This is a genomic window from Neptuniibacter sp. SY11_33 (assembly GCF_047778025.1).
Taxonomy (GTDB): domain Bacteria; phylum Pseudomonadota; class Gammaproteobacteria; order Pseudomonadales; family Balneatricaceae; genus Neptuniibacter.
Genome location: NZ_CP180543.1, coordinates 969,713 through 989,777, shown reverse-complemented (window position 1 = coordinate 989,777; position 20,065 = coordinate 969,713). Strand labels below are relative to the sequence as shown.

The following is a 20,065-nucleotide window of genomic DNA, read 5'->3' as shown; positions in this document are numbered from 1 at the left end:
TTGCTCAGGAGATAGATCATGCGCTCTAAGTTTATTGCAACCACTTTGTTCACTTGCAGCCTTTTTTCACTGACAGGATGTACTGCAACACTAAAAACCATGGATATAGGTTTTTTAGGCTCTAAAGACACGCCTGTAGCAGAAGAAAGTATCAGCGTAGATCAACTTCTCTCCCGTGCCCGCGGCGAGAAAGGTTACGCAGAGAATCATGTCCCTCGTGAACTTGTTTTGCACTTCGCAGATGACACCGTCGCATTAGATGAGAAACAAAAAGATAACCTCAACGAATATGCCAACACTCAATCGTCAAAACTCAGCGTCGAATGTTCACCGAGTGAAAGTGCTGATCGTTTTGTAGCGGTCGGTGTAGGTATTAACCGTTGTAACGCTGTGAGTAACTTCCTAGAAAAACGCGCCAAGAAAACCGATATGCGCTTATCCCCTGCATTAGCGCCAAATCAGGTTCTGATCAAAAAAGCCAACAACCTATCGGTGGCTAACCATGATTCGTAGCGCATTAGTCAAAAACATCGCGTCCATTTTATGGGCGGGATGGAGGCGTCGCTATTTAATCGCGCTGCCTATTTTGCTTATGCCATTCATTGGTTTGGCGATCGGTATTCTGTCGCCTAAAAAATATGAAACAACCACCACTATCTTGTTTCAAGAAGCCTCTGAACATAACCCATTTTTAGAGGATCTATCGATCGCGACTAACCTTCGCCATCGTATGGAAGCCCTCAATGCTCTTCTGCATAGCCGCCATATTCTTGCGGGCGTCGCTTGGCAGCGAGAGATGATTACCGAAGAGATGGATGAGAAAGAGAAGGCTTACATCATCGGCCAACTTTCGAAGTCTCTAACCGCAAAACTGGTTGGCGACAATCTGATTAAGATCTCCTACAAAGCCGAAGAAAAAACGCATATGAAAGAGACACTGTCTGTTGTCAGTATGCGTTTTGTCGAGCGTGTACTTGCTCCACAACGCTCATCAATCGTTCAATCTGAAACTTTCTTAGCGAAAGAGCTAGAGACCCGAAAAGCCGATCTGCAAACGGCAGAAAAAGCCTTAGCCGAATATAAAAATGAGTTCGCAAGCGAGCTACCCGCACTGCATGGCGCTAATGTGGCACGCTTATCCAATCTAAAAGCCTATATTGCTGAACGCCGCATCGAACTTGAAGGCGCTAAAGCCGCTCAAGCTAGCCTAGCGTTGCGCCTATCTCAAACGAACCCCGTCGTCGGCAAAATTGAAGAAGCCATCATCAACGTGATGGCAGAATTAACACAACTTCGTGCTCGATACACCGACGAACACAGCCAAGTTCAACATGTTCTGGCTCAGTTACAGTCCCTAGAAAGAGAACGCAGTCGCATTTTAGCTAGCATGAAAGCTCTAAACCAAGGCGACCTTAATAAAGTAAAACTAGAGCGTCTTTGGGCTATCGCTACTACCGCAACGACTAATGAATCAGAGCAAGGCGGTAATCAACATCCACTGCTTATTTCACAGTTAGAGCGCCTACAGCAAGCCGACGACCATATTGAACGTTTAAGCAAAGAGGTCAGCTCCTTAACTGCAGAGATAGAAAACCTACAAAACCGCGTGAATGGCTACGGCCAGCACGAGCGTCGTTTAAAAGAACTTGAGCGCGACATTCAGGTTCGCCAAAAAATCTATGAAGACTTAGCCGAACGTCATGAGATGGCCAGAGTTACTCGTTCACTTGGTAAGAATGAAGAGAGTGAACGCGTAAAGCTGATCGATCCACCTTTTGAACCTTTGGCACCTATCAACCTTCCTCTTATCGCCTTTGTTATTGCCGGCGCTGTTGCGGGCATCGGACTTGGTTTTGGACTCGCTGTAATCGCAGAAGTCCTCGATACCACCGTTCGCCGTAAAGACACCTTAACAGAGATGTTAAATGTCCCTGTGCTCGTTCGAATTCCGCCGCTTGAGAAAGATTTAAAAGATCTAGCATTGCAGGAGAGTACATCGTGAATACAGTAATCGTACAAATCGTCCAACATCTCCGCCCTGGCGGAATCGAAACCATGGCTTTAGACCTGTTAAACCAACTTAGCAGCAAGGCCGATGTCTATATTTTTAGCTTAGAAGGCTGTTATGAAGATGCGGTAAAAGAGTGGCCAAGACTCGAAAAGTATCAATCTCAACTGCAGTTCTTCCACAAAAAAGAAGGCATTAGCCCACGCTTATTTTTGCGTTTAAAAAGCGCATTAAAAGAGATCAATGCTACCGCTATTCATACTCACCATATAGGTCCTCTGCTTTACGGCGGAGTTGCGGCCAAATTATTAAAACTACCCCATGTTCATACAGAACATGATGCATGGCACCTCAATGCCTCAGCCAATAAACGCCTGCAGGATTATTTAATCCGATCGCTGACCTTTAAGCTGGTTGCAGATTGCGAAGCGGTTGCAAACGAACTGTTACACCACTTCCCAAATAGTCGTCCTGATATTATTCAAAATGGCGTAGATACCAAGCATTTCTGTCCACCAACACCGATCGAGAAGTTAAAAAGCCGTAAGCGTTTAAACCTCCCAGTGCAAGGGGCTTTGTTAGGCTGTGCCGCAAGATTAGAAGCGGTTAAAGGCCATGAACTATTGCTAAAATCCTTAAGCAACACTCATACAAATCTGTCTCTGGTTCTAGCTGGCGATGGTTCTCTACTGAATCATCTTAAAACCGTGGCCTTTGAATTAGGTATCAGTGATCGCGTATTTTTTCTGGGCCACTTAGATGACACTCTTCCCTTTTACCACGCGATTGATATTTTCTGCCTTTCTTCACTTAACGAAGGTTTACCGCTGTCACCATTAGAAGCTCAGGCATGTGGAGTACCGGTGATCGTGACCGATGTTGGAGGCTGTAAAACCATTGTCTGCCCAGACTCTGGCGACCTGATTCCACCGGGCAGCCGTGTCGCACTTCAGCATGCCATTTTACGTCAGTATCTGATGCCTAAACGTCGCAGCCCACGAGAGTTCGTGTTGAAAAAAGGCAACCTACATAAAACCGCTGACGCTTACTTCCAGCTACTGTCACAACCAAAGGAGGCGTAAAATGATTATTTTCCTATTAAGCCTATTTGCGCTGAGTTGGACCTTAATTATCTATCACCATATTGCTTATCCTCTAATTATGAATCAGCTCAATAAGAGATCGCTTTCACCACGAGAAAAGGATATAGATGAGCAGAATTACAGAAGCCTATGTATCTTTGTACCAGCCTACAATGAAGCTAATTTCATTGCAGATAAGCTAAGAAATATCGCCAGTTTGGATTACCCAAGCGACAAATTGCAGGTCATTATCGCCTGTGATGGCTGCAAGGATAGAACAGCAGAAGTTGCTCGTGAGGCTCTAAAAGCACCCGAGTTGGCTCACTTAAATGTCAATATCCTGAACTTCCGTAAAAACCACGGCAAAGTCGCACTTATTAACCAGATCATTCCAAATATCGATGCCGACATTGTGGCATTAAGTGATGCTTCCGCGCTGATCTCTTTTGATGCGTTAAAGCTGGTTAATCGCCACTTCGATGATCCAAAAACCGGTTTTGTTGCCGCCACATACAAACTCTTATCTCCCGGTAGTGAAGGTGAAAAGCAGTACTGGAACTATCAAACTAAGCTCAAACAAGGTGAATCCAGCATAGGTAGTGCGATTGGTGTGCATGGCGCTCTGTATTTTATCCGCCAAGACCTATTTACTCCGCTACAGGCCGATACAATCAATGATGATTTTATTCTACCTATGCAGATCATCGAGCAAGGTTATGAGGGTAAATATGACTGTGATCTTATCGGCTTGGAATTAGAAGCTTCTTCTCTCGATATGGATCATAAACGACGCATTCGTATCGCCGCAGGTAACTTACAACAAGTCCTCAGACTGAGCTCGTTACTTTCACCAAGCTTTGGCGGTACAGCCTTTAGTTTCTTTTCCGGTAAAGCACTACGAGGGCTGATGCCGCTGATCTTGCTCGCTCAATTTATCCTGTGCAGTTTACTAGCACTTTATCTAGATGTTTTTGCCATTTTCACTGCGCTCCAACTGCTAGGCATTGCGTTGGCACGCCTATCCACACTGGTTCCAGAACACAAAACTCCAACTCATATCTTATATAAACCTTTCAAACTCGGTTTTTATGTCATTAACGGTTACTACAACGGCCTTACTGGATGTCTGCGCTACTTAGCAGGTTTAGAAAAAGGCCATTGGAAATCAGTTAGAGATTAATGTGTATAAGGAGAGATCACCATGAACAGTTATATTCCAACACCCGTGATTTTTGCCAAGCGTTTAATGGATATAGTGGTTGCAACCACAGGGCTGATTATTTGTCTGCTTTTCTACCCTTTTATCGCACTGGCAACCTATATCAGCTCGCCGGGCCCGATTTTGTTTAAACAGCTCCGTATTGGCCATGCTAACGGCGAAAAAACAGAACTCTTCTGGATGTATAAATTCCGCACAATGCGTCTAGATGCAGAAGCAGTTTCTGGTGCGACCTGGGCAACAGAAGATGACCCTAGAGTCACAACTATCGGCCGTTTTCTTCGCAAGACTCGACTGGATGAGCTACCACAGTTTTTTAATGTCCTTAAAGGCGACATGTCACTGATTGGCCCTCGTCCAGAGCGCCCTGGCTTCTATCAAAAACTAGAACACGCGATTCCATTTTTTGCTGAGCGCACGTGGGGAATTAAACCTGGCATCACAGGCCTCGCTCAAGTGAACCAAGGTTACGACCGCACCATCGATGATGTTCGCTCCAAGGTTGCCTTCGATCATGCCTATGCACTTAGTCTTGGAAGCCTAGTAGGCTGGCTCCGGTCGGATTTTGGCATCATGTTTAAAACCCTGATCGTGATGGTGTGCGGACGGGGGCAGTAACGATGAAAATTGGGTAGTAGCCCAGAGTGAGTCTAAATCGATAGCTCTGAGCTCATCCAAGCCCAGCAATAAAGCGCTAAAAATACGTTTTACAATTTGATTCGCAAAATGAGAATAGCGAGCTGCATTCTCATTTAATACAACCTAAAAAATCGTTAAATCCTTATAAATCATACCCTTACCTCTCTGGCATAAGGATTGCTCCTTCTTAGTCATAACCGACGCAAGGAGAATCGTTATGCCAACTTTAGAAACCGTACAAAATGAACTACATCTAGAGATTGAAGGATCATTAGATGCTCTTGCCGTAGAGATTCTTCGACCAAAATTCGATGAATTAATTCAAGATCAATCTGATGTGGTACTTAACCTAGGAAAAATTGAGTTTATCGATTCTTCCGGTATTGGCGCCATCGTCTTCCTTTTCAAACGCTTACGCTCCAAAGAACGCAAGCTAAGCCTTTGCGGTGTTCATGGTCAGCCTCTAGAGCTGCTTAAACACCTTCGTATTGATCAATCGATCACTGTTCAGGACTGAGGCCAGAACAATGAAATTGATCTCACTATTACTGTTACACACAACGCTAATGACCTCTTCAGGCTGCTTCTACCTTGTACCTGAAGGCGAAGGCGGAGTAGCGGAGCGTTTCCCGATTAAAAGCGAAGTTCCGACACTGCAATCAAGGCTGAAAAAGTGCGAAGCAGTCATTAGTGAACACAACTTAGATGGCAAACAAGACCAATATCCAGCGATCTATCAAGAGATTCAATTGCTGGTCACCCGTAGCAGAAGACTGTATGAGGCAAATTACCTTATGCAAGCTCAGCTACCTTTAGAGCAAGCAGAAAAGTTACTGCAAACGTTGGAGAACGGAGCTGCTTCCTTAAGAGTGAAAAGCCATTGCAACCAACAGCTAACTCAGGAGGCATGCATATGATCCCTCTAATCAGAACACTCATCTTATTTGTACTTTTCAGCGGTAACCTTTGGGCTGAAACACTGCGCCCAGGTGACATGATTCAGATAAAACTACCGGGTGAAAGCGCATTTGAACAAAGCTTTCAGTTGGATCAACAAGGACAGATCGCTTTGCCAGAGATCGGCGCGATCAACTTAGAAGGAAGGAGCTTAGCTGAAGCTAAAGCGCTGCTTAAAAATCGCCTTGGGAGCATTTATAAAGATCTATCGAAATTTGATATTTCCCTCAAAGAACGTCGTCTTTCGGTCACTGTATTAGGCTATGTAAAAACACCAGGTGCCGTTGATCTACCGATTCATTCCAACGTCCAGATGGCGATTAACAAAGCCGGTGGTCTGGCTCAAGGTGCGCAACTTAACAAATTGCAAATCCGTAGAAAAAACAAGCTGATCGAATTTGATTACAAACGCTATCTAGACAGCGGTGATCCTAGCTCTCTGCCTGATCTTGATCCAATGGATGTGATCTTTGTGCCTGCTTCGCCGCTGATTGGTAATGTCCAAGTCGATTTCGATGCCCGTACACTGACTGCATCTGGTGATGCAGGTAAAAATGGTGAATCCGTAAAAGTATTTGGTGAGGTTCACCGCCCAGGTACCTTTGCCTACAAAGATAAAGCATCAGTAATGGATCTAATCATGCGTGCCGGTGGTGTAACACGTTATGCAGGTATTGAGCAGATCCGTGTTATCCACAACGGCCAGCCTTTCCCATTCAATATGCGTGAATACCTAGATACAGGTAACCCTGCCCTTATGCCTGAAATCCATCAAGGTGATGTGATCTTTATCCCTCAAGCGACCGAGCAAGTTCAGAGTGGCTCTCGTACCGTTTATGTCATGGGTGAAGTTTTCAAACCCGGTGCAATGGAGATGGGCGATGACAGTGGTTTTTATGACCTGTTAGCGACTGCGGGTGGTCCAACGCGTTTTGCTGAAACACGTCAGATTCGCATTATCCGTGCCGATGGCCAAGTCGTTCCTTTTGACTTGCAGGGCTATGTAGATGGCCAACGTCGTGGCCGTTTGCCAGAGATTCTTCCGGGCGATGCGATACTTGTCCCTGAAAAAACAGATATGAACGAGAAAAGCTGGTTAAAAGTTCATCCTAATCGTGCGGTAAAAATTATCGGTGCAGTTAGAAGACCTGGCCGTTATGAGTGGGCATCTGAGATGAACATGATGGATCTGATTGCCCATGCCGGTGGCCCAATTGCCAGTGCTGATACCGCGCACCTACAGATTCTTCAGAACCGAGGTAACGGCGTTACTGAATCAGTTAGTTTTGACCTAAAACACTTCCTAGATAAAGGTGGCGATATTCGCCAGATCCCACGAATTCGCGCTGGCGATACAGTGGTGATTCCAGAGTTGCCAAAAGATCCAAATGACAACCGCTCACAGTGGGTAAGACAGTCTAGTGACCGCTCAATCTATATCTTTGGTGAAGTAGGTGCGCCAGGCCGTTACGCCTTTAACAACGAACTTAACTTCCTCGATATTTTGTCCGCAGCGCAAGGCCCTACTGGGTTGGCGGATCTATCTAGCGTAAGAATCACTCATCGTAAACAGGGTAAAACGGAAGTTAGCCATCTGAATCTACACAACTATTTTCAGACGGGTGATGAAACACTACTGCCTACAGTGAAAAACGAAGATGTAATCTTTATCCCTAAACGTGACCGCGCATGGTTAGAAAAGCCAAAAGAAACCGTAGTTCGTGTGCTAGGTGCGGTTGCTCGTCCGGGTCGCTATAGCTTTGATGACAACATGACTGTCTTGGATCTGTTAGCCGAAGCCGGTGGTCCACTGAACAGCGCTCTGCAGGATCGAATTATGGTGATTAACCGTATTGATGGCGAAGCTCACTCCCGTCTATTCGACCTAGTCGACTTTGCAAAAACAGGTGATTACCGCGATCTACCAGTGATTCGCTCCGGTGACACCCTGTACGTACCGGGTAAAGAGCAAAGTACCTGGTATCGATTTGTCAGCACCCTACAGGAATCTGTAACTGTTATATCATTTGCCACGCTGGTTGGTCTGTAGAGGAGAACAACAATGTTAGCTTTGCATAGACATAGCGCGATCGAAACCGTTTACACACGAGTACTGCGTCAGAACCTACAGCAATTTACCATTTGTAGCACCCAATCTGACGCAGGCAACACCTCTCTGGCCTTAGCTGTTGCAACGCGAGCAGCTAAGGCGGGTAAACGGGTTTTGTTGGTAGAACTGAATACCGGCAAACCCCAGTTAGCCAACTGGTTATCGCTGACTAATAATGAGTGGCTACCTTTAACTGGGCACTGGGAACATGCCGCGCAAGAAACCGATGTACCGGGCTTGATGGTTTTAAACTGCCCTGTGCAATCAAGTCACTGTGTAGAGTTTAGAGATCTAGAAACCCTAAAACTATTTTTTAACAGCTGCCTAAATCTGTTCGATATGGTTATTTGTGACTGTGCGCCGGTGTTAACTGAAAAATCACAGCTGCAAAACGATAACCATCTTCCTGTGGATATTATCTGCTCGGCCAGCAAAGCGACATTACTGAACATTGTCACTGGCCGAACCACCGAATCTCAAGTCGATGAAGCAAGAGAAAGTTTAAAAAACAGCGGAGCCATTCTGGCTGGAATCATTATGAATGATCGCTTTGCGCCCTCACTGCAGCAGGAACTCATTCGAGAAACTTATCGCTTCAACAAAAGACTACCGAAACTGATGCAGTACCTACGCAAACGTTTTAGCCAGATGACCTTATTGAATCAGGAGCTCTAACTTTCTGCACGTTCCAACAGTATCAGCGTGAGATCATCATCAGGAGCAGACAGATTCAAACGCGCTTGTAACAGGTGATCAGCCGCTGCCGCTAAAGGTAGATGAAGGCTCCGTTCAATAGCTGCTGTTAGCTCTTTTGGCATCTCGACCGCCGCGTCGTTAAAGCCATCTGAATAGAGTAAAACCCTATCTCTGACTTCTAGAGAAAAACACGCTTGTTGATAACCTTCAATCCCCATACCAAGCATTGGCGACTTAGCCTCAATCTCTTTAACCTCGGTATCACTAAACAAGATAGGATTCGGATGGCCGGCATTGATAATGGCTACATCCCCTTCTGGAGATAAGGTCATAGCAGCAATCGTAGCCAAGGTTTCTTTGAGCACAGGATCTTCATCAAAACCAAGAGCTAGCTGATTAAACAGTGTGGGTAACTCTATACCCATCGCAGAATAAGCTGAGCACAAACCTCTTAGATAGCCAGCAAGGGCATAAGAGAAGCCTTTGGCTGACAAACCATGCCCCATCAGATCGGCAAATAGAAACAAAGATCGATCCTTGTGTGGATAAAACTGAACTAAATCCCCGCCTCCGGCTTCTGGATTGACGGTTCTTAGCTCGATCTCATAGCCTGGGATCTGCTTGGGAAGGCTTGGCCGTAGCCCTAGGGTTACTTTCTGATCCACCTCTTGATGAATCTGCGCACTCAGGTGCTCGCGCCTGCAGACGACTCTTTGGATCGTACTTAGCAATTGTTCTCTGCTTACGGGCTTGGAAAGCAGATCATCAATCGGACGCCTTAAGGCTTTGTTTAAAAGTTCAGGTTCTATACAACCGGTTACATAGATAAATGCAGTATCAGCGACTTCAGGTATATGGGAGATTTTATCGAATAAGGCTGGACCATCGGCTTGTGGCATGTGGATATCACAAACCACCAGATCCGGCTTGTATTTAAGAACAGATTGAAACGCCTCTGCGACCGATGCTGCGCTGACCACTTTGTATTGAGGTAGTAAGTATTGCTCAATGACTAAGCGATAAGCGGGATCATCATCAACGACTAGCACGGTGAGTGCTGATTTAGCCTGTGGCCTTGCCTGACGTAATACCATGACATTACAAGCATCGTCACGATAACAGGCTGGGACATAGTGCATATCATCGAAGTAATGGGCTAACAGCTTTAATCCCATGCCGCTTTCGGCGGCAGTTAAGTCCTCTGGATCATCCAACATCTGGCTAAACTGACTAAAACTTGGGCCGTTATCACGTAGCTCTAGCCAGTAGTCAAATTGATCTCGACTTAAAGTCAGAACAACTTCTGTTGGTTTGGGATCAGGGTAGCGGGATAGATTAACGATTAACTCTGCGGTCGCTAATAAGAAAGCATCTTTGTTTTTGCATTCAAATTGCTCCAACAGCGTAGCGAGCTCTTCGCGAACCCTACGCGCTTCTTCCAACTGAGGTTGTAAATGCCATTCGCCTAATAATTCTGTCATTTCCCTGCCCAAACCGATATCGGATAAAATTCAATCACTTGGTGCTTGTAACAGCCTACCCTGTAGCATAGGCTAAGGGTAGGTTTTTGGTTGGAGAGGATTTCCTATGCCCGTACCTGAAGTTAATCGTATTCTGCTTGTTGAAGATGATATTTCAATGGCGGCGGTTTACCGTAGCTATCTCACTGGTTTGCAGTACCAGATTCACCATGAAGAAACAGGCAAGGGCGCATTAGTCGCCTTACAGAATGAGAGCTTCGACGGCATTCTTCTCGATCTCAGTTTACCCGATATGAACGGGATAGAGATTCTCGAGAAGGTAAATCAAGAAGAGATTGCCACCGAAGTAATTGTCACTACTGGCGATTGCTCAATGAATACCGCTATCGAGGCAATGCGACTCGGTGCCCGCGATTATCTGGTAAAACCGTTCAGCAAAGACCGCTTGGTCACTACACTCAATAACACCTTCGAAAGCCAAAAGCTCAAACGCATTGTCGAAACCTATAGAGAAGAGATCGATCGTCACAACTTCTGTGGCTTTATTGGTTCTTCTCTATCGATGCAGCGGGTTTATCAAGTCATCGATAGTGCGGCGAGCTCGAAAGCGACCATATTTATCACGGGCGAAAGTGGTACCGGTAAAGAGGTCTGCGCTGAAGCGATCCATCAACGAAGTGAACGCCAAAAATCACCTTTTATCGCTTTAAACTGCGGTGCTATTCCAAAAGATCTCATTGAGAGCGAGATTTTCGGTCATAAAAAAGGCGCCTTTACCGGTGCTGTTAGCGATCGAGACGGTGCTGCCAGTGCAGCCAATGGCGGTACGCTGTTCCTAGACGAAATCTGTGAGATGGAACTGTCACTGCAATCCAAACTGCTGCGATTTTTACAAACAGGTACCCTGCAAAAAGTCGGCAGTGATAAAACCGAAAAGGTTGATGTCCGCATTGTCTGTGCGAGCAACAAAGACCCTCTTGCCGAGGTTCAAGCAGGTAACTTCCGCGAAGACTTGTATTACCGTTTGCATGTTCTTCCGATTCATCTTCCGCCTTTACGAGAGCGAGAAAATGACGTTATTGAGATCGCGCAGAGCTTCTTAACTCAGTACGCCGAAGAGGAAGGTAAAGGCTTTAAGCGCTTTGAACCTGAAACCGAGCTAATTTTAAGCAACTACGATTGGCCGGGTAATGTTCGTCAGTTACAAAACGTTGTCCGAAATATCGTGGTGTTACATAACGGTGATGAAGTCACTCAAGCTATGTTACCTGCTCCATTGGATAGCTGTATCAAGCCGGTACAATCGGCAGCAGTACATAGCATGGCTGCTGCAGCCCCAGAACCTATGGTTCCTGCACCCGCATTTGCACCGTCGGATATATCAAGCCCTGTTCAAGATCAGCTTTCAGAGTTAATCAGGCCTATGGCCGATGTCGAACGAGAAGCGATCGAACGAGCAATTGATCTTTGTGGGGGCAATATTCCAACGGCAGCGCACTATCTAAAAATCAGTGCAGCTACCATCTATCGGAAACGTAATAGTTGGAAAGAATAACGCTTAAGCTTTTCTTTCCAACATAAATTGATCCAAACACTCTAAGCTTTGCTGGGCGAGCGTTAAAAAATCGAGCAGCGATGCTCTTACGCATCCACCCTCTCGGCAAACCTTCTCAAGACTTCTGGCTTTCTTAGATAGGGTCATCAAGCCGTATAGTGCTGAGCTACTACCGATCGTATGCAGGTTGCGTTCGAGCAATGCATCATCGATATCTGGGTTAGAAAGCTCCTCTAACCTTTTATCAACATCCTCTTTAAAGACATTGACCAACTGGGGCAGAACTTTTTCAGATGTATCACGCGCTAACTGATTTACGTAGTCGGGTTCTAGCAACTCTGTACCATCATCCGCAACAACGGAATCAATACTCAGTTTATCTAGGTCTACTTTATAAGTGGCTAATAAAGGCGAGATTACCTGTACCAGTACTTTTTTATCTAACGGCTTCTCCAGATAACCCGACATGTCATATCGATTTATCTTTTCTCTATCTTCAGGCATAACGTACGCGGTAAAAGCGATGATCGGTGTGCAATCCCAATCGTCTCGTAAACGCAGTCTTTCAGTTGTCTCATAGCCATCCATATCGGGCATGGATATATCCATTAAGATCAGTTGGAAGCGCCCTGGCTGGTAGGCTGCAATCGCCTCTGCACCACTGGCTACACAAACGGTTTTAAGCCCTAATGCCACCAACATATGTTCGACAACAATCCGATTGGTCGCACTATCATCTACAACTAAGACAGAGGCATTAAATCTGACATCACCTGTGATTGCTGAGCCATTAGCAGGGGCTACTGATGCAACAACGGTTAGTGAGAAACCAAATGTACTGCCTTTACTCGGTTCACTGCTAAATTTAAGTTCGCCTCCCAATAAACTCACTAGCTTTTGGCTTATCGAAAGACCTAAGCCTGTGCCTTCGTATGGGCGATTTTGCGTATTGCTGATGGTGGTGAATTCCGAGAAAATCTGCCCCTGTTCATCCCAAGGGATACCTATACCGGTATCAATCACTTTAAAGTCTAAGTGATTATCCGCTTGTAGGTTTACGGTGAGACTGACTTCACCGTAATCTGTAAATTTGATCGCATTGCTGAGCAAATTAAGTAGTATCTGGCGCAAGCGCTGTTCGTCTATTTCAATCCAATCAGGCACTGACGGATCGATTTTAAAATCAACAGCAATGGATTTTTCTTCCACCCGAGGCATTAGTAACTGCTCAAGCTGACTTAGCAGCAAACGTAGGTTACATGGCGCAGGAATGATCTCTAACTTATCGGCTTCAATTTTCGAGAAATCGAGAATATCCGAGATGATCGTCAGCAAGCCCTGACCCGACGCTAAAGCACTTTCGACAAACTTGGTTTGGGATGGATCAAGCTGTGTATCTTGTAATAGTTGCAGTAAACCCAGCACACCATTTAAAGGGGTACGAATCTCATGACTCATCATCGCCAAGAAACGTCCTCTGGCACTGTTGGCAAGATTCGCTTCTGCAACCGCTTGTTCAAGAGAAAACTGGGTTTGCTTTAATTCACTGATATTGAGGTGAGAAACGATGATAGCGCCGTTATCAGCCTGCGTTTCATGAATCTCAATCCACACATTAGGTACAAGCTCATATTGTTCAACGACTGGGAGTGAAGCGTGCAGCGCTAGTTGTTGTGCTATCCACTGTTCAGGGTTGTCTTGCGCTTCGCAAAATAGCCCCTTTTCAACACAGCTACGAAAAAAGGACTCGTAGGTAATGCTTCCCGAAAGATCGACGCCATAGTCGCTATATAGATCTGAAAATTGGCGATTAAACCTAAGCAACTTATCTCCAGCACCAAACAGCGCAAAGCCATCTTGAGCCATCTCTAAGGCACCGATCAGCAGTTCGTTTTCACTCTCGGCACTGACTCGGCGACTAATATCCCTGATCATCCCAAGAAACTTGGACTGACCTTCGATATTAATCTCAGACACACTCAATTCAATTGGAAAGACTTCACCATTTTTACGTAGGCCTACCAAACGCCTTTGATTACCTACGACCTCTTTTAAGCCAACACCTTTGTATTGAGCCAGATAGTGATCATGCTGGCTTCTATAGGGCTCGGGCATTAATAAGGAAACATTTTGTCCGATTAAATCCGTTTTGGAATAACCAAAAATTCTTTCAATCGAAGTGTTAGCAGAAACCACCTTTCCTTTCTCATCGATGGTAACGATACCGTCGATCACAGTATCCAAGATGACCTGCAATTGCGTAGCTGTTGCTTGTGGGGATAGATCTATAGTGGGAGAAGCAACCTGTTCTGTATGAGCCGTGACGTCCGCTTCCGTCTCAATCTGAGAGAGAGAAGATTGTATATGCTCTATAAGTTCCTGATTGCTCCAAGGCTTTGCTAAGAACTTATGTACTACACCGCTATGAACTGCCTGCAGAACCGTATCAAAATCAGCATTACCACTTAGAATAATACGCTTGGTTTCAGGCCACTTTGCTTCGATTTTGGTTAACAGTTCGGTTCCAGATAACCCCGGCATTCGGTAATCTGACAAGATAATTTCTGCATGATTGTTTCCCAGCCAATCCAGTGCCTCTTGCCCTGAAGAGGTGGTCGCTACAGAGATTCGCGCCTGACGCATTAGTCGCTTCAAAGAAGCTAAAATGTGGGGCTCATCATCTACCAGTAGTACCTGAACATCCATGCAGTACCCTCTACCAAGCTATTATTTTTGAGAAACGTACACTTCTAAAGTTTCTTCTAGGTTAAATTCCATTTCTCGAATACGCTCAATAGCAACATCATCTAAAACTTGATCGGCACTCAATAACAATATGCCTTCCCGACTAATCAAGTCTCGGCTTAGCTTCATACCTTGACGTAACTGATCACTCGATAGCTGTTTATCATTAAGGACTTCACCTGTCTTAGATAATCCGGCTACCACTTCGGCTAATAAGTTCACCGCCTCTTGGTTATAACGCTCTGGCGCAGTAGTTTGCATATAACGAATCGCTTCAGCAGTGCTATATTCGCGCTCGTCATACAGACCTGTGATCATCTCAACATAATCATTCATCACACAAAGTACTTGTGCACGCATTGGTATCTGATCACCACTCAAGCCTTTAGGATAGCCGCTACCATCTAGATACTCTTTATGCTGCAAAATAATCTGCCCAGCTGGATAAAGCGGTTTCACTAATAACAATGCAGCTTGTGCTAACAAAGGGTGTTGTTGAAAGGTACGTTGTTGTTCGATATCCATGCTTAAATATGGATTTTTAATCAATTCATCAGAGAAACTCAGTTTGCCGATCTGACGCAGCTGCCAAGCATAATAAAGTTGCTTTAGCTCCTGCCCCTCTATCCCCGATTTACTCGCGATAGCAACTAGAACCTGATTAAGTTTACGGTTTTCTTTGGTCGCCTTAATACCTAATCGACGAGCAGTTTGAGCAGAAAACATACGAACAACCGACCGATAGCTATCTTTAATTCGGTCGTTTGCCATTTTTAGTTGGCGGGTTCGCTCTTGCACTTTGCTATCTAAAGAGCGATTAAGCGCTTCTAGCTCTTCATTTTTTTCTTTAGTTTCTTGCTGTAGTCTTTCATTTTCCTGCTGCAGACCCGCTAGTTGAAAACCTTTTTCAACCATTTTTAAGACATCACTATCTTCCCATGGTTTTAGTAAGAAGCGGCTAATTTTGCCGCGGTTAATAGCATCAATAGCCGCTTGAGCTTCGGCATAACCAGAAATAACGATACGCTCAATATCTGGAAACTCTTGCGCAGCCTTTTCAAGAAACTCTTCGCCACCCATTTCGGGCATACGCATATCACTAACCAAAATATCAACGGGGTTTTCACGCAATATTTCTAATGCTTCCAAAGGAGAAACAGTCGTCAACACTTTACATCTTAGTGGTCTTAACAAACGTTTAAGCGAATTAAGAACAGCCTGCTCATCATCAACTAGTAGTATCGTGTTATTCGGATAACTCATAACCTATTTTTACTCCTGTACTAGGTCGTGTGATTCAGGCTTCTCCTTTAGAGAAGGTTCGTTGGTTAATACGGGTAATATAAGGGTGAAACAAGTTCCTTTACCCAATTCGCTGTCCACCAAAATATCACCTTTATGCTCTTCGACAATAATGCCATAGGAGATAGATAAGCCTAATCCTGTGCCTTCGCCCACTTTCTTAGTGGTGTAAAAAGGATCAAACAACTTATCTAGTTGATCCTGTGCAATCCCCTGCCCTGAGTCTTTAATCCTGATTTCAATCCGATCTTCATTGACGATTGAGCTCACAACAATCGAACCAGAATCGGTAATCGCTTGCCCAGCATTAACCAGCAAATTCAAAAGTACTTGCTTAATTTTTCCGGGTAAACAATAAGTTAACGGAATATCAGCTAAATCAGTAGATACTTCGCAATGGTATTTCAATTCATTATTCACAACCTTTAAAGTTGCTTCAATACAGTCATTCAGATTACTCAGTTCATACTTTTCAACCTGATCGACATGCGAAAACGCCTTTAAACCTTGAACGATATCTTTGACTCGAGACGAGCCTTCTTTGGTATCTTTTAACAATTCATCCAGATCTTCATTCATAAACTCCAAATCAAGTTCTTCTTGAAGCTCTTTAAGTTGAACGATAAGGCTATCGCGTTTTTCACCTTCGGGGGCCTCTATAATCTCTTGATGCGCCGCGAGTAATTTACGATAGTTATTTGCATAGAGCTCTAAGGTGCCAATATTACTAATCACAAACCCCATTGGGTTGTTTATCTCGTGGGCAACGCCTGCCGCCAGCACACCAATTGAAGCCATTTTCTCCGACTGGAGTAGTTTAGCCTGCGCTTCTTTGATCTCTTTATTGGCCTGCTCTAACTGTTTGTTCTTAGCCACTAACTGTTTAGTACGCGCTTTGACCCTTTCCTCAAGGGAGCGATTGAGTTCTGTCAGTTGAACTTCAAATTCATCTCTTCGTGCACTCGCTTCCTGCAGATTACTCGCCATTGCATTAAAAGCGAGAGCCACATCTGCGACTTCATCGCCGCCTTTTACGGGTACTTTTACCTCAAAATCCCCGACGGAGATCACTTTCGCAGCTTGCGTCAGCACCTTGAGCTGGCGTGTCAGGTAGGTACCCAAAATTAGAGAAAACAGGGCCACCAGCCCCATTTCTATAGCCGCAATCAATGCGCTTCGCTGTTCAGCCTCTTCGATCGTTTTATTAAGGCTGTTGATATCTAGCCCTAACTCCACTCGACCATAAACTTGACCCCCTTCAGATATTTCTGCATAAGTATCAAAAATACCGTCTTCCACAGTCGAAACTGATTGATCTGAGGAAAAGGGTTTCGACAACACGTTCGCGCTGCCCTTTTCGGCAAAAACTATGTTTTCTGGCCCAAGCACCCGAGCGTACACTAGGTCTGGATTGACCATCACTTCAGATACAAAGGCTTCCAAAGAAGCCAAGTCATAACTGAGTACCGCATCTTTAGACGTAGTCGCAAACAAAGTCGCGGTTGTTTGAGCACGCTTAGTTAAACCTTCATAGTTAGTGGTACGAAGGTAATCCAAGGTCATGCTAATCAACAGCACCAGCAATAATGCTTCTATAGTGGCAATACCCAGAATCGTTTTAAGTCGAAGAGACACTACTAACCCCAGCCGTTACTGCAATAGATGTTCGAGCAACTTAATATCCAAGCCCCTTACATCATCCCAGTCTTCATTGACAGCGACTTCCATTCCTTTGAAGTTGATGGATTTCAATAGAGCCTTACCTTCTGGGTCATCATTCATGCTTAAAAAGGCTTGCTGTATTTTCTGCATTTTTTCATCGCCAACACGAGGGTGAACCGCAATGGCATGTGGCGTATAACCTGGTGTGGTCCACAGAACACGTAGATTGTCTTTTACTTTAGGGTCTGTGTTATTGAAAGTTCTCATGACCCCACCACCCGCTGGAAATAAACCTCGTGATACTGTGAGGTATACCGAATCATGAGAGGAAACGTATTTAGGCTGGAAGTTTATGCCATCCTTATTCATCTTGGCGCGAGGCAATACACTGGCTGCAAATGCCGCTGGGGAAGGAAACGACAGTGTACTGGAATCTAACTCTGACAAACTCTGGATAGGGCTATCTTTTTGTACAACAACAATCCCTTTAATACGTTTATCTTGCTGCTTCAATATCGCCTGATAGCCCGGTTTCTGGCTAAACACCGTATAGTGATAAGGATTCATATAAGCGATATCGTACTCACCTGCCAATACCCTCTTCTCAAAAGTAGGAATATCTTGAGCAGTAGCAAACATAATTTTCACACCAGACTTTTCACTTAAATAAGCACTTATCGGCGTCCATAATTTCGCCAACTTCTTAGCTGATTGTTGCGGCACGATTCCTAAAGTTAATGTTCCAGCGAAAGATTTAACCGGCATAAGTACGATCAAACTCGCCAATGCCAATGAATGTAACGTTTTCATTAGGTGCTCTCCTTAACAATAATTTCCGCACAATCCAGAATCTCTTCTGAGATTTCATCCAAAGATTGATTTCCAGCCGCCATCTGCTTTGCAACAAACAGTTGGCAAGTTAGTTTCGATAAAGGCTCCTGACTCAATGGGCAAGACTGGTATAAAACGGCATTCACCACGTCGGTCGAAAAACCCCATAATTTCAATAAATAAGCGCCGATTGCATCCGTTTCCGATAAAGCAGCCATCTCAATTAATGTTCCAATACCATGGAAAAGGCCTGCCAGATAAATCTGATCATCGGCTTCATCCACGCTAGTGTTTGAAGGTAATTGTTCCAGTAAAGTCACCACTTTCTGCGCTTGGTCTACATCAAATTGCTTAGGTGCTTGTAGACTGATCCCAAAAAATAAAACCAGATTTTCAACCAGCCCAACACCTAGACGCATAAGTGCCTGCTGCAAGCTATCCGTCTTAGATTGAAAACCAAAGAAGCTTGAATTTGCCACTTGTATGACTTTGGCTGAGATCGCCAGATCACCTTCAATAATTAACGCCAACTGGGAAATTTCAGGTTCATCCGCACGATCTAAATATTGCTTAAGCTTGGTATATACCAAAGGAAGCACAGGTAGGTGCTGTAACGACCCAATTCGCTTTCGCTGGGCATCTGAAATAGGGATGTGTTTTAGCGCCTTTGCCCTTTCTAGAACTTCAACCAGCTCTTCCGCTTCAAAAGGTTTAGGCAAAAGAAGATGAGCAACATCAGCAGATGCCAACACAGTGCTATCACTGGTATCCCCACTGATTAAAATACGCATCGCTTCAGGAACACTTTCTTTTACCTCCCTCAGCAACTGCTCACCGTCCATTTCCGGCATGCGTTTATCACTAACAACGATAGATGGCCTCTGCTCTTTGATGATCTGAAGCGCTTGTAGCGGGGAAGATTCGAAGACAAAACTCCATTCGCTCACATATTCCCTTAAGCTGCGCCTTAACGCCCGGAGCGTACTTGCTTCATCGTCAATAAATACAACGGTTCCCTGTTTCATAATCAGATTGCTCTAGAGGTTTCAGTTAGCTTTTCTTGCGAGCTTTCCATTAACTGTTCGATCTGTTTCAGCAGATCAGAATTAGCATAAGGCTTTGGCAGATAACTATCTGCTCCGAGCTTCACGGCTCTTTCCAATGCAGAGTCAGAAGTGCCTGATACCACTAATATACGCGTAGATATTAGATGATCTGCATGTCTAACGTAACTGATAACATCCTCACCATTCAACCCTGGCATATTAAGATCTAGTGTCATAACAGCGGGTTTTAACTGTGTGAGTAACGAACCTGCTTCAAAACCATTAGCAGCAATTCGTGTCTCATAGCCGGCCCCTCTTAAAACTCGTTGTATCGCTCTAGCTGCAGCTGGTTCATCATCTACAATTAGAATTAGATTCTCACTAGGGCTAATCAATTCTTCGGGGAACGGAATGTCATGAGCTTTAAGGAAATTAATTAAATTCTCTTCCGAAACACGGTTATTCCCACGGCCCGGCAATTTAAATCCTTTTAATTCACCCTTTTCTATCCAACGGATCACCGTGCGTAAACTTACACCGCAGATCTTTGCAACATCGCCTGATGTATAAGCTTTCATAACCCGTCCTTTATAACTTTTGATCTTATATATAAAGGTAGTCATGGATTTCGCATTTGTCACAAAAGTCATATAAAAGAATTGATCAACAGCGTTAAATCAATGTGTTACCCAGTGAACAAGATGACATTTATGCCAGTAGTCAGAAAATAGT

At 44.6% G+C, this 20,065-nt stretch carries 17 protein-coding genes; 10 read left to right on the top strand and 7 right to left on the bottom strand.

Features of this window, described 5'->3' with window-relative positions:
- Positions 1-18: 18 nt before the first annotated feature.
- From ACMXYV_RS04385 to ACMXYV_RS04345, 9 genes are all read left to right on the top strand, one after another.
- Positions 19-513, top strand: a complete 495-nt coding sequence (locus ACMXYV_RS04385) for a hypothetical protein (protein ID WP_415890555.1) — start codon at positions 19-21, stop codon at positions 511-513.
- Entirely contained in the window at positions 503-2,002 is a 1,500-nt protein-coding gene (locus ACMXYV_RS04380) for a GumC family protein (protein ID WP_415890554.1), read from the top strand. The genes ACMXYV_RS04385 and ACMXYV_RS04380 overlap by 11 nt, the downstream gene beginning before the upstream one ends.
- Complete coding sequence (locus tag ACMXYV_RS04375) at positions 1,999-3,090, top strand: glycosyltransferase (protein ID WP_415890553.1); 1,092 nt, start codon at positions 1,999-2,001, stop codon at positions 3,088-3,090. The genes ACMXYV_RS04380 and ACMXYV_RS04375 overlap by 4 nt, the downstream gene beginning before the upstream one ends.
- 1 nt (position 3,091) lies before the next feature.
- On the top strand, positions 3,092-4,270 hold the full coding sequence (locus tag ACMXYV_RS04370) for a glycosyltransferase family 2 protein (RefSeq protein ID WP_415890552.1): 1,179 nt from the start codon (positions 3,092-3,094) through the stop codon (positions 4,268-4,270).
- A 21-nt stretch (positions 4,271-4,291) separates the two neighbouring features.
- Entirely contained in the window at positions 4,292-4,927 is a 636-nt protein-coding gene (locus tag ACMXYV_RS04365; protein ID WP_415890551.1) for a sugar transferase, read from the top strand.
- Between the two features lie 238 nt (positions 4,928-5,165).
- Positions 5,166-5,465, top strand: coding sequence for an STAS domain-containing protein (locus tag ACMXYV_RS04360; RefSeq protein ID WP_415890550.1), 300 nt, complete (start codon positions 5,166-5,168; stop codon positions 5,463-5,465).
- A gap of 10 nt (positions 5,466-5,475) precedes the next feature.
- Positions 5,476-5,865 carry a hypothetical protein gene (locus ACMXYV_RS04355; protein WP_415890549.1) on the top strand — a complete coding sequence of 130 codons (390 nt, stop codon included), beginning with the start codon at positions 5,476-5,478 and terminating at the stop codon, positions 5,863-5,865.
- Positions 5,862-7,955, top strand: coding sequence for an SLBB domain-containing protein (locus ACMXYV_RS04350; RefSeq protein ID WP_415890548.1), 2,094 nt, complete (start codon positions 5,862-5,864; stop codon positions 7,953-7,955). Before ACMXYV_RS04355 ends, ACMXYV_RS04350 begins: the two co-directional genes overlap by 4 nt.
- A gap of 12 nt (positions 7,956-7,967) precedes the next feature.
- Positions 7,968-8,690 (top strand): hypothetical protein, encoded by a 723-nt coding sequence (locus ACMXYV_RS04345; protein ID WP_415890547.1) that lies wholly within the window; start codon positions 7,968-7,970, stop codon positions 8,688-8,690.
- Here the strand turns inward: ACMXYV_RS04345 and ACMXYV_RS04340 are convergent.
- Positions 8,687-10,192: a SpoIIE family protein phosphatase gene (locus tag ACMXYV_RS04340; RefSeq protein ID WP_415890546.1), complete on the bottom strand. Its 1,506-nt coding sequence runs from the start codon at positions 10,190-10,192 to the stop codon at positions 8,687-8,689. The genes ACMXYV_RS04345 and ACMXYV_RS04340 overlap by 4 nt on opposite strands.
- 106 nt (positions 10,193-10,298) lie before the next feature.
- Between ACMXYV_RS04340 and ACMXYV_RS04335 the strand changes: the two genes are divergently transcribed.
- On the top strand, positions 10,299-11,747 hold the full coding sequence (locus ACMXYV_RS04335; RefSeq protein ID WP_415890545.1) for a sigma-54-dependent transcriptional regulator: 1,449 nt from the start codon (positions 10,299-10,301) through the stop codon (positions 11,745-11,747).
- A 3-nt stretch (positions 11,748-11,750) separates the two neighbouring features.
- On the opposite strand, the gene ACMXYV_RS04330 is transcribed toward ACMXYV_RS04335, so the two are convergent.
- The 6 genes from ACMXYV_RS04330 to ACMXYV_RS04305 are packed head-to-tail and all read right to left on the bottom strand — an operon-like array spanning position 11,751 to position 19,911.
- Complete coding sequence (locus tag ACMXYV_RS04330) at positions 11,751-14,453, bottom strand: response regulator (protein ID WP_415890544.1); 2,703 nt, start codon at positions 14,451-14,453, stop codon at positions 11,751-11,753.
- 21 nt (positions 14,454-14,474) lie between these two features.
- A complete protein-coding gene (locus ACMXYV_RS04325; protein ID WP_415890543.1) occupies positions 14,475-15,755 on the bottom strand; it encodes an HD domain-containing phosphohydrolase in 1,281 nt (426 codons plus the stop codon).
- Between the two features lie 9 nt (positions 15,756-15,764).
- Complete coding sequence (locus ACMXYV_RS04320; protein WP_415890542.1) at positions 15,765-17,429, bottom strand: sensor histidine kinase; 1,665 nt, start codon at positions 17,427-17,429, stop codon at positions 15,765-15,767.
- A gap of 15 nt (positions 17,430-17,444) precedes the next feature.
- Positions 17,445-18,266, bottom strand: a complete 822-nt coding sequence (locus ACMXYV_RS04315; protein WP_415890541.1) for a phosphate/phosphite/phosphonate ABC transporter substrate-binding protein — start codon at positions 18,264-18,266, stop codon at positions 17,445-17,447.
- Positions 18,266-19,312 carry an HDOD domain-containing protein gene (locus ACMXYV_RS04310; RefSeq protein ID WP_415890540.1) on the bottom strand — a complete coding sequence of 349 codons (1,047 nt, stop codon included), beginning with the start codon at positions 19,310-19,312 and terminating at the stop codon, positions 18,266-18,268. Before ACMXYV_RS04310 ends, ACMXYV_RS04315 begins: the two co-directional genes overlap by 1 nt.
- 2 nt (positions 19,313-19,314) lie before the next feature.
- A complete protein-coding gene (locus ACMXYV_RS04305) occupies positions 19,315-19,911 on the bottom strand; it encodes a response regulator (protein ID WP_415890539.1) in 597 nt (198 codons plus the stop codon).
- Positions 19,912-20,065 lie beyond the last annotated feature (154 nt).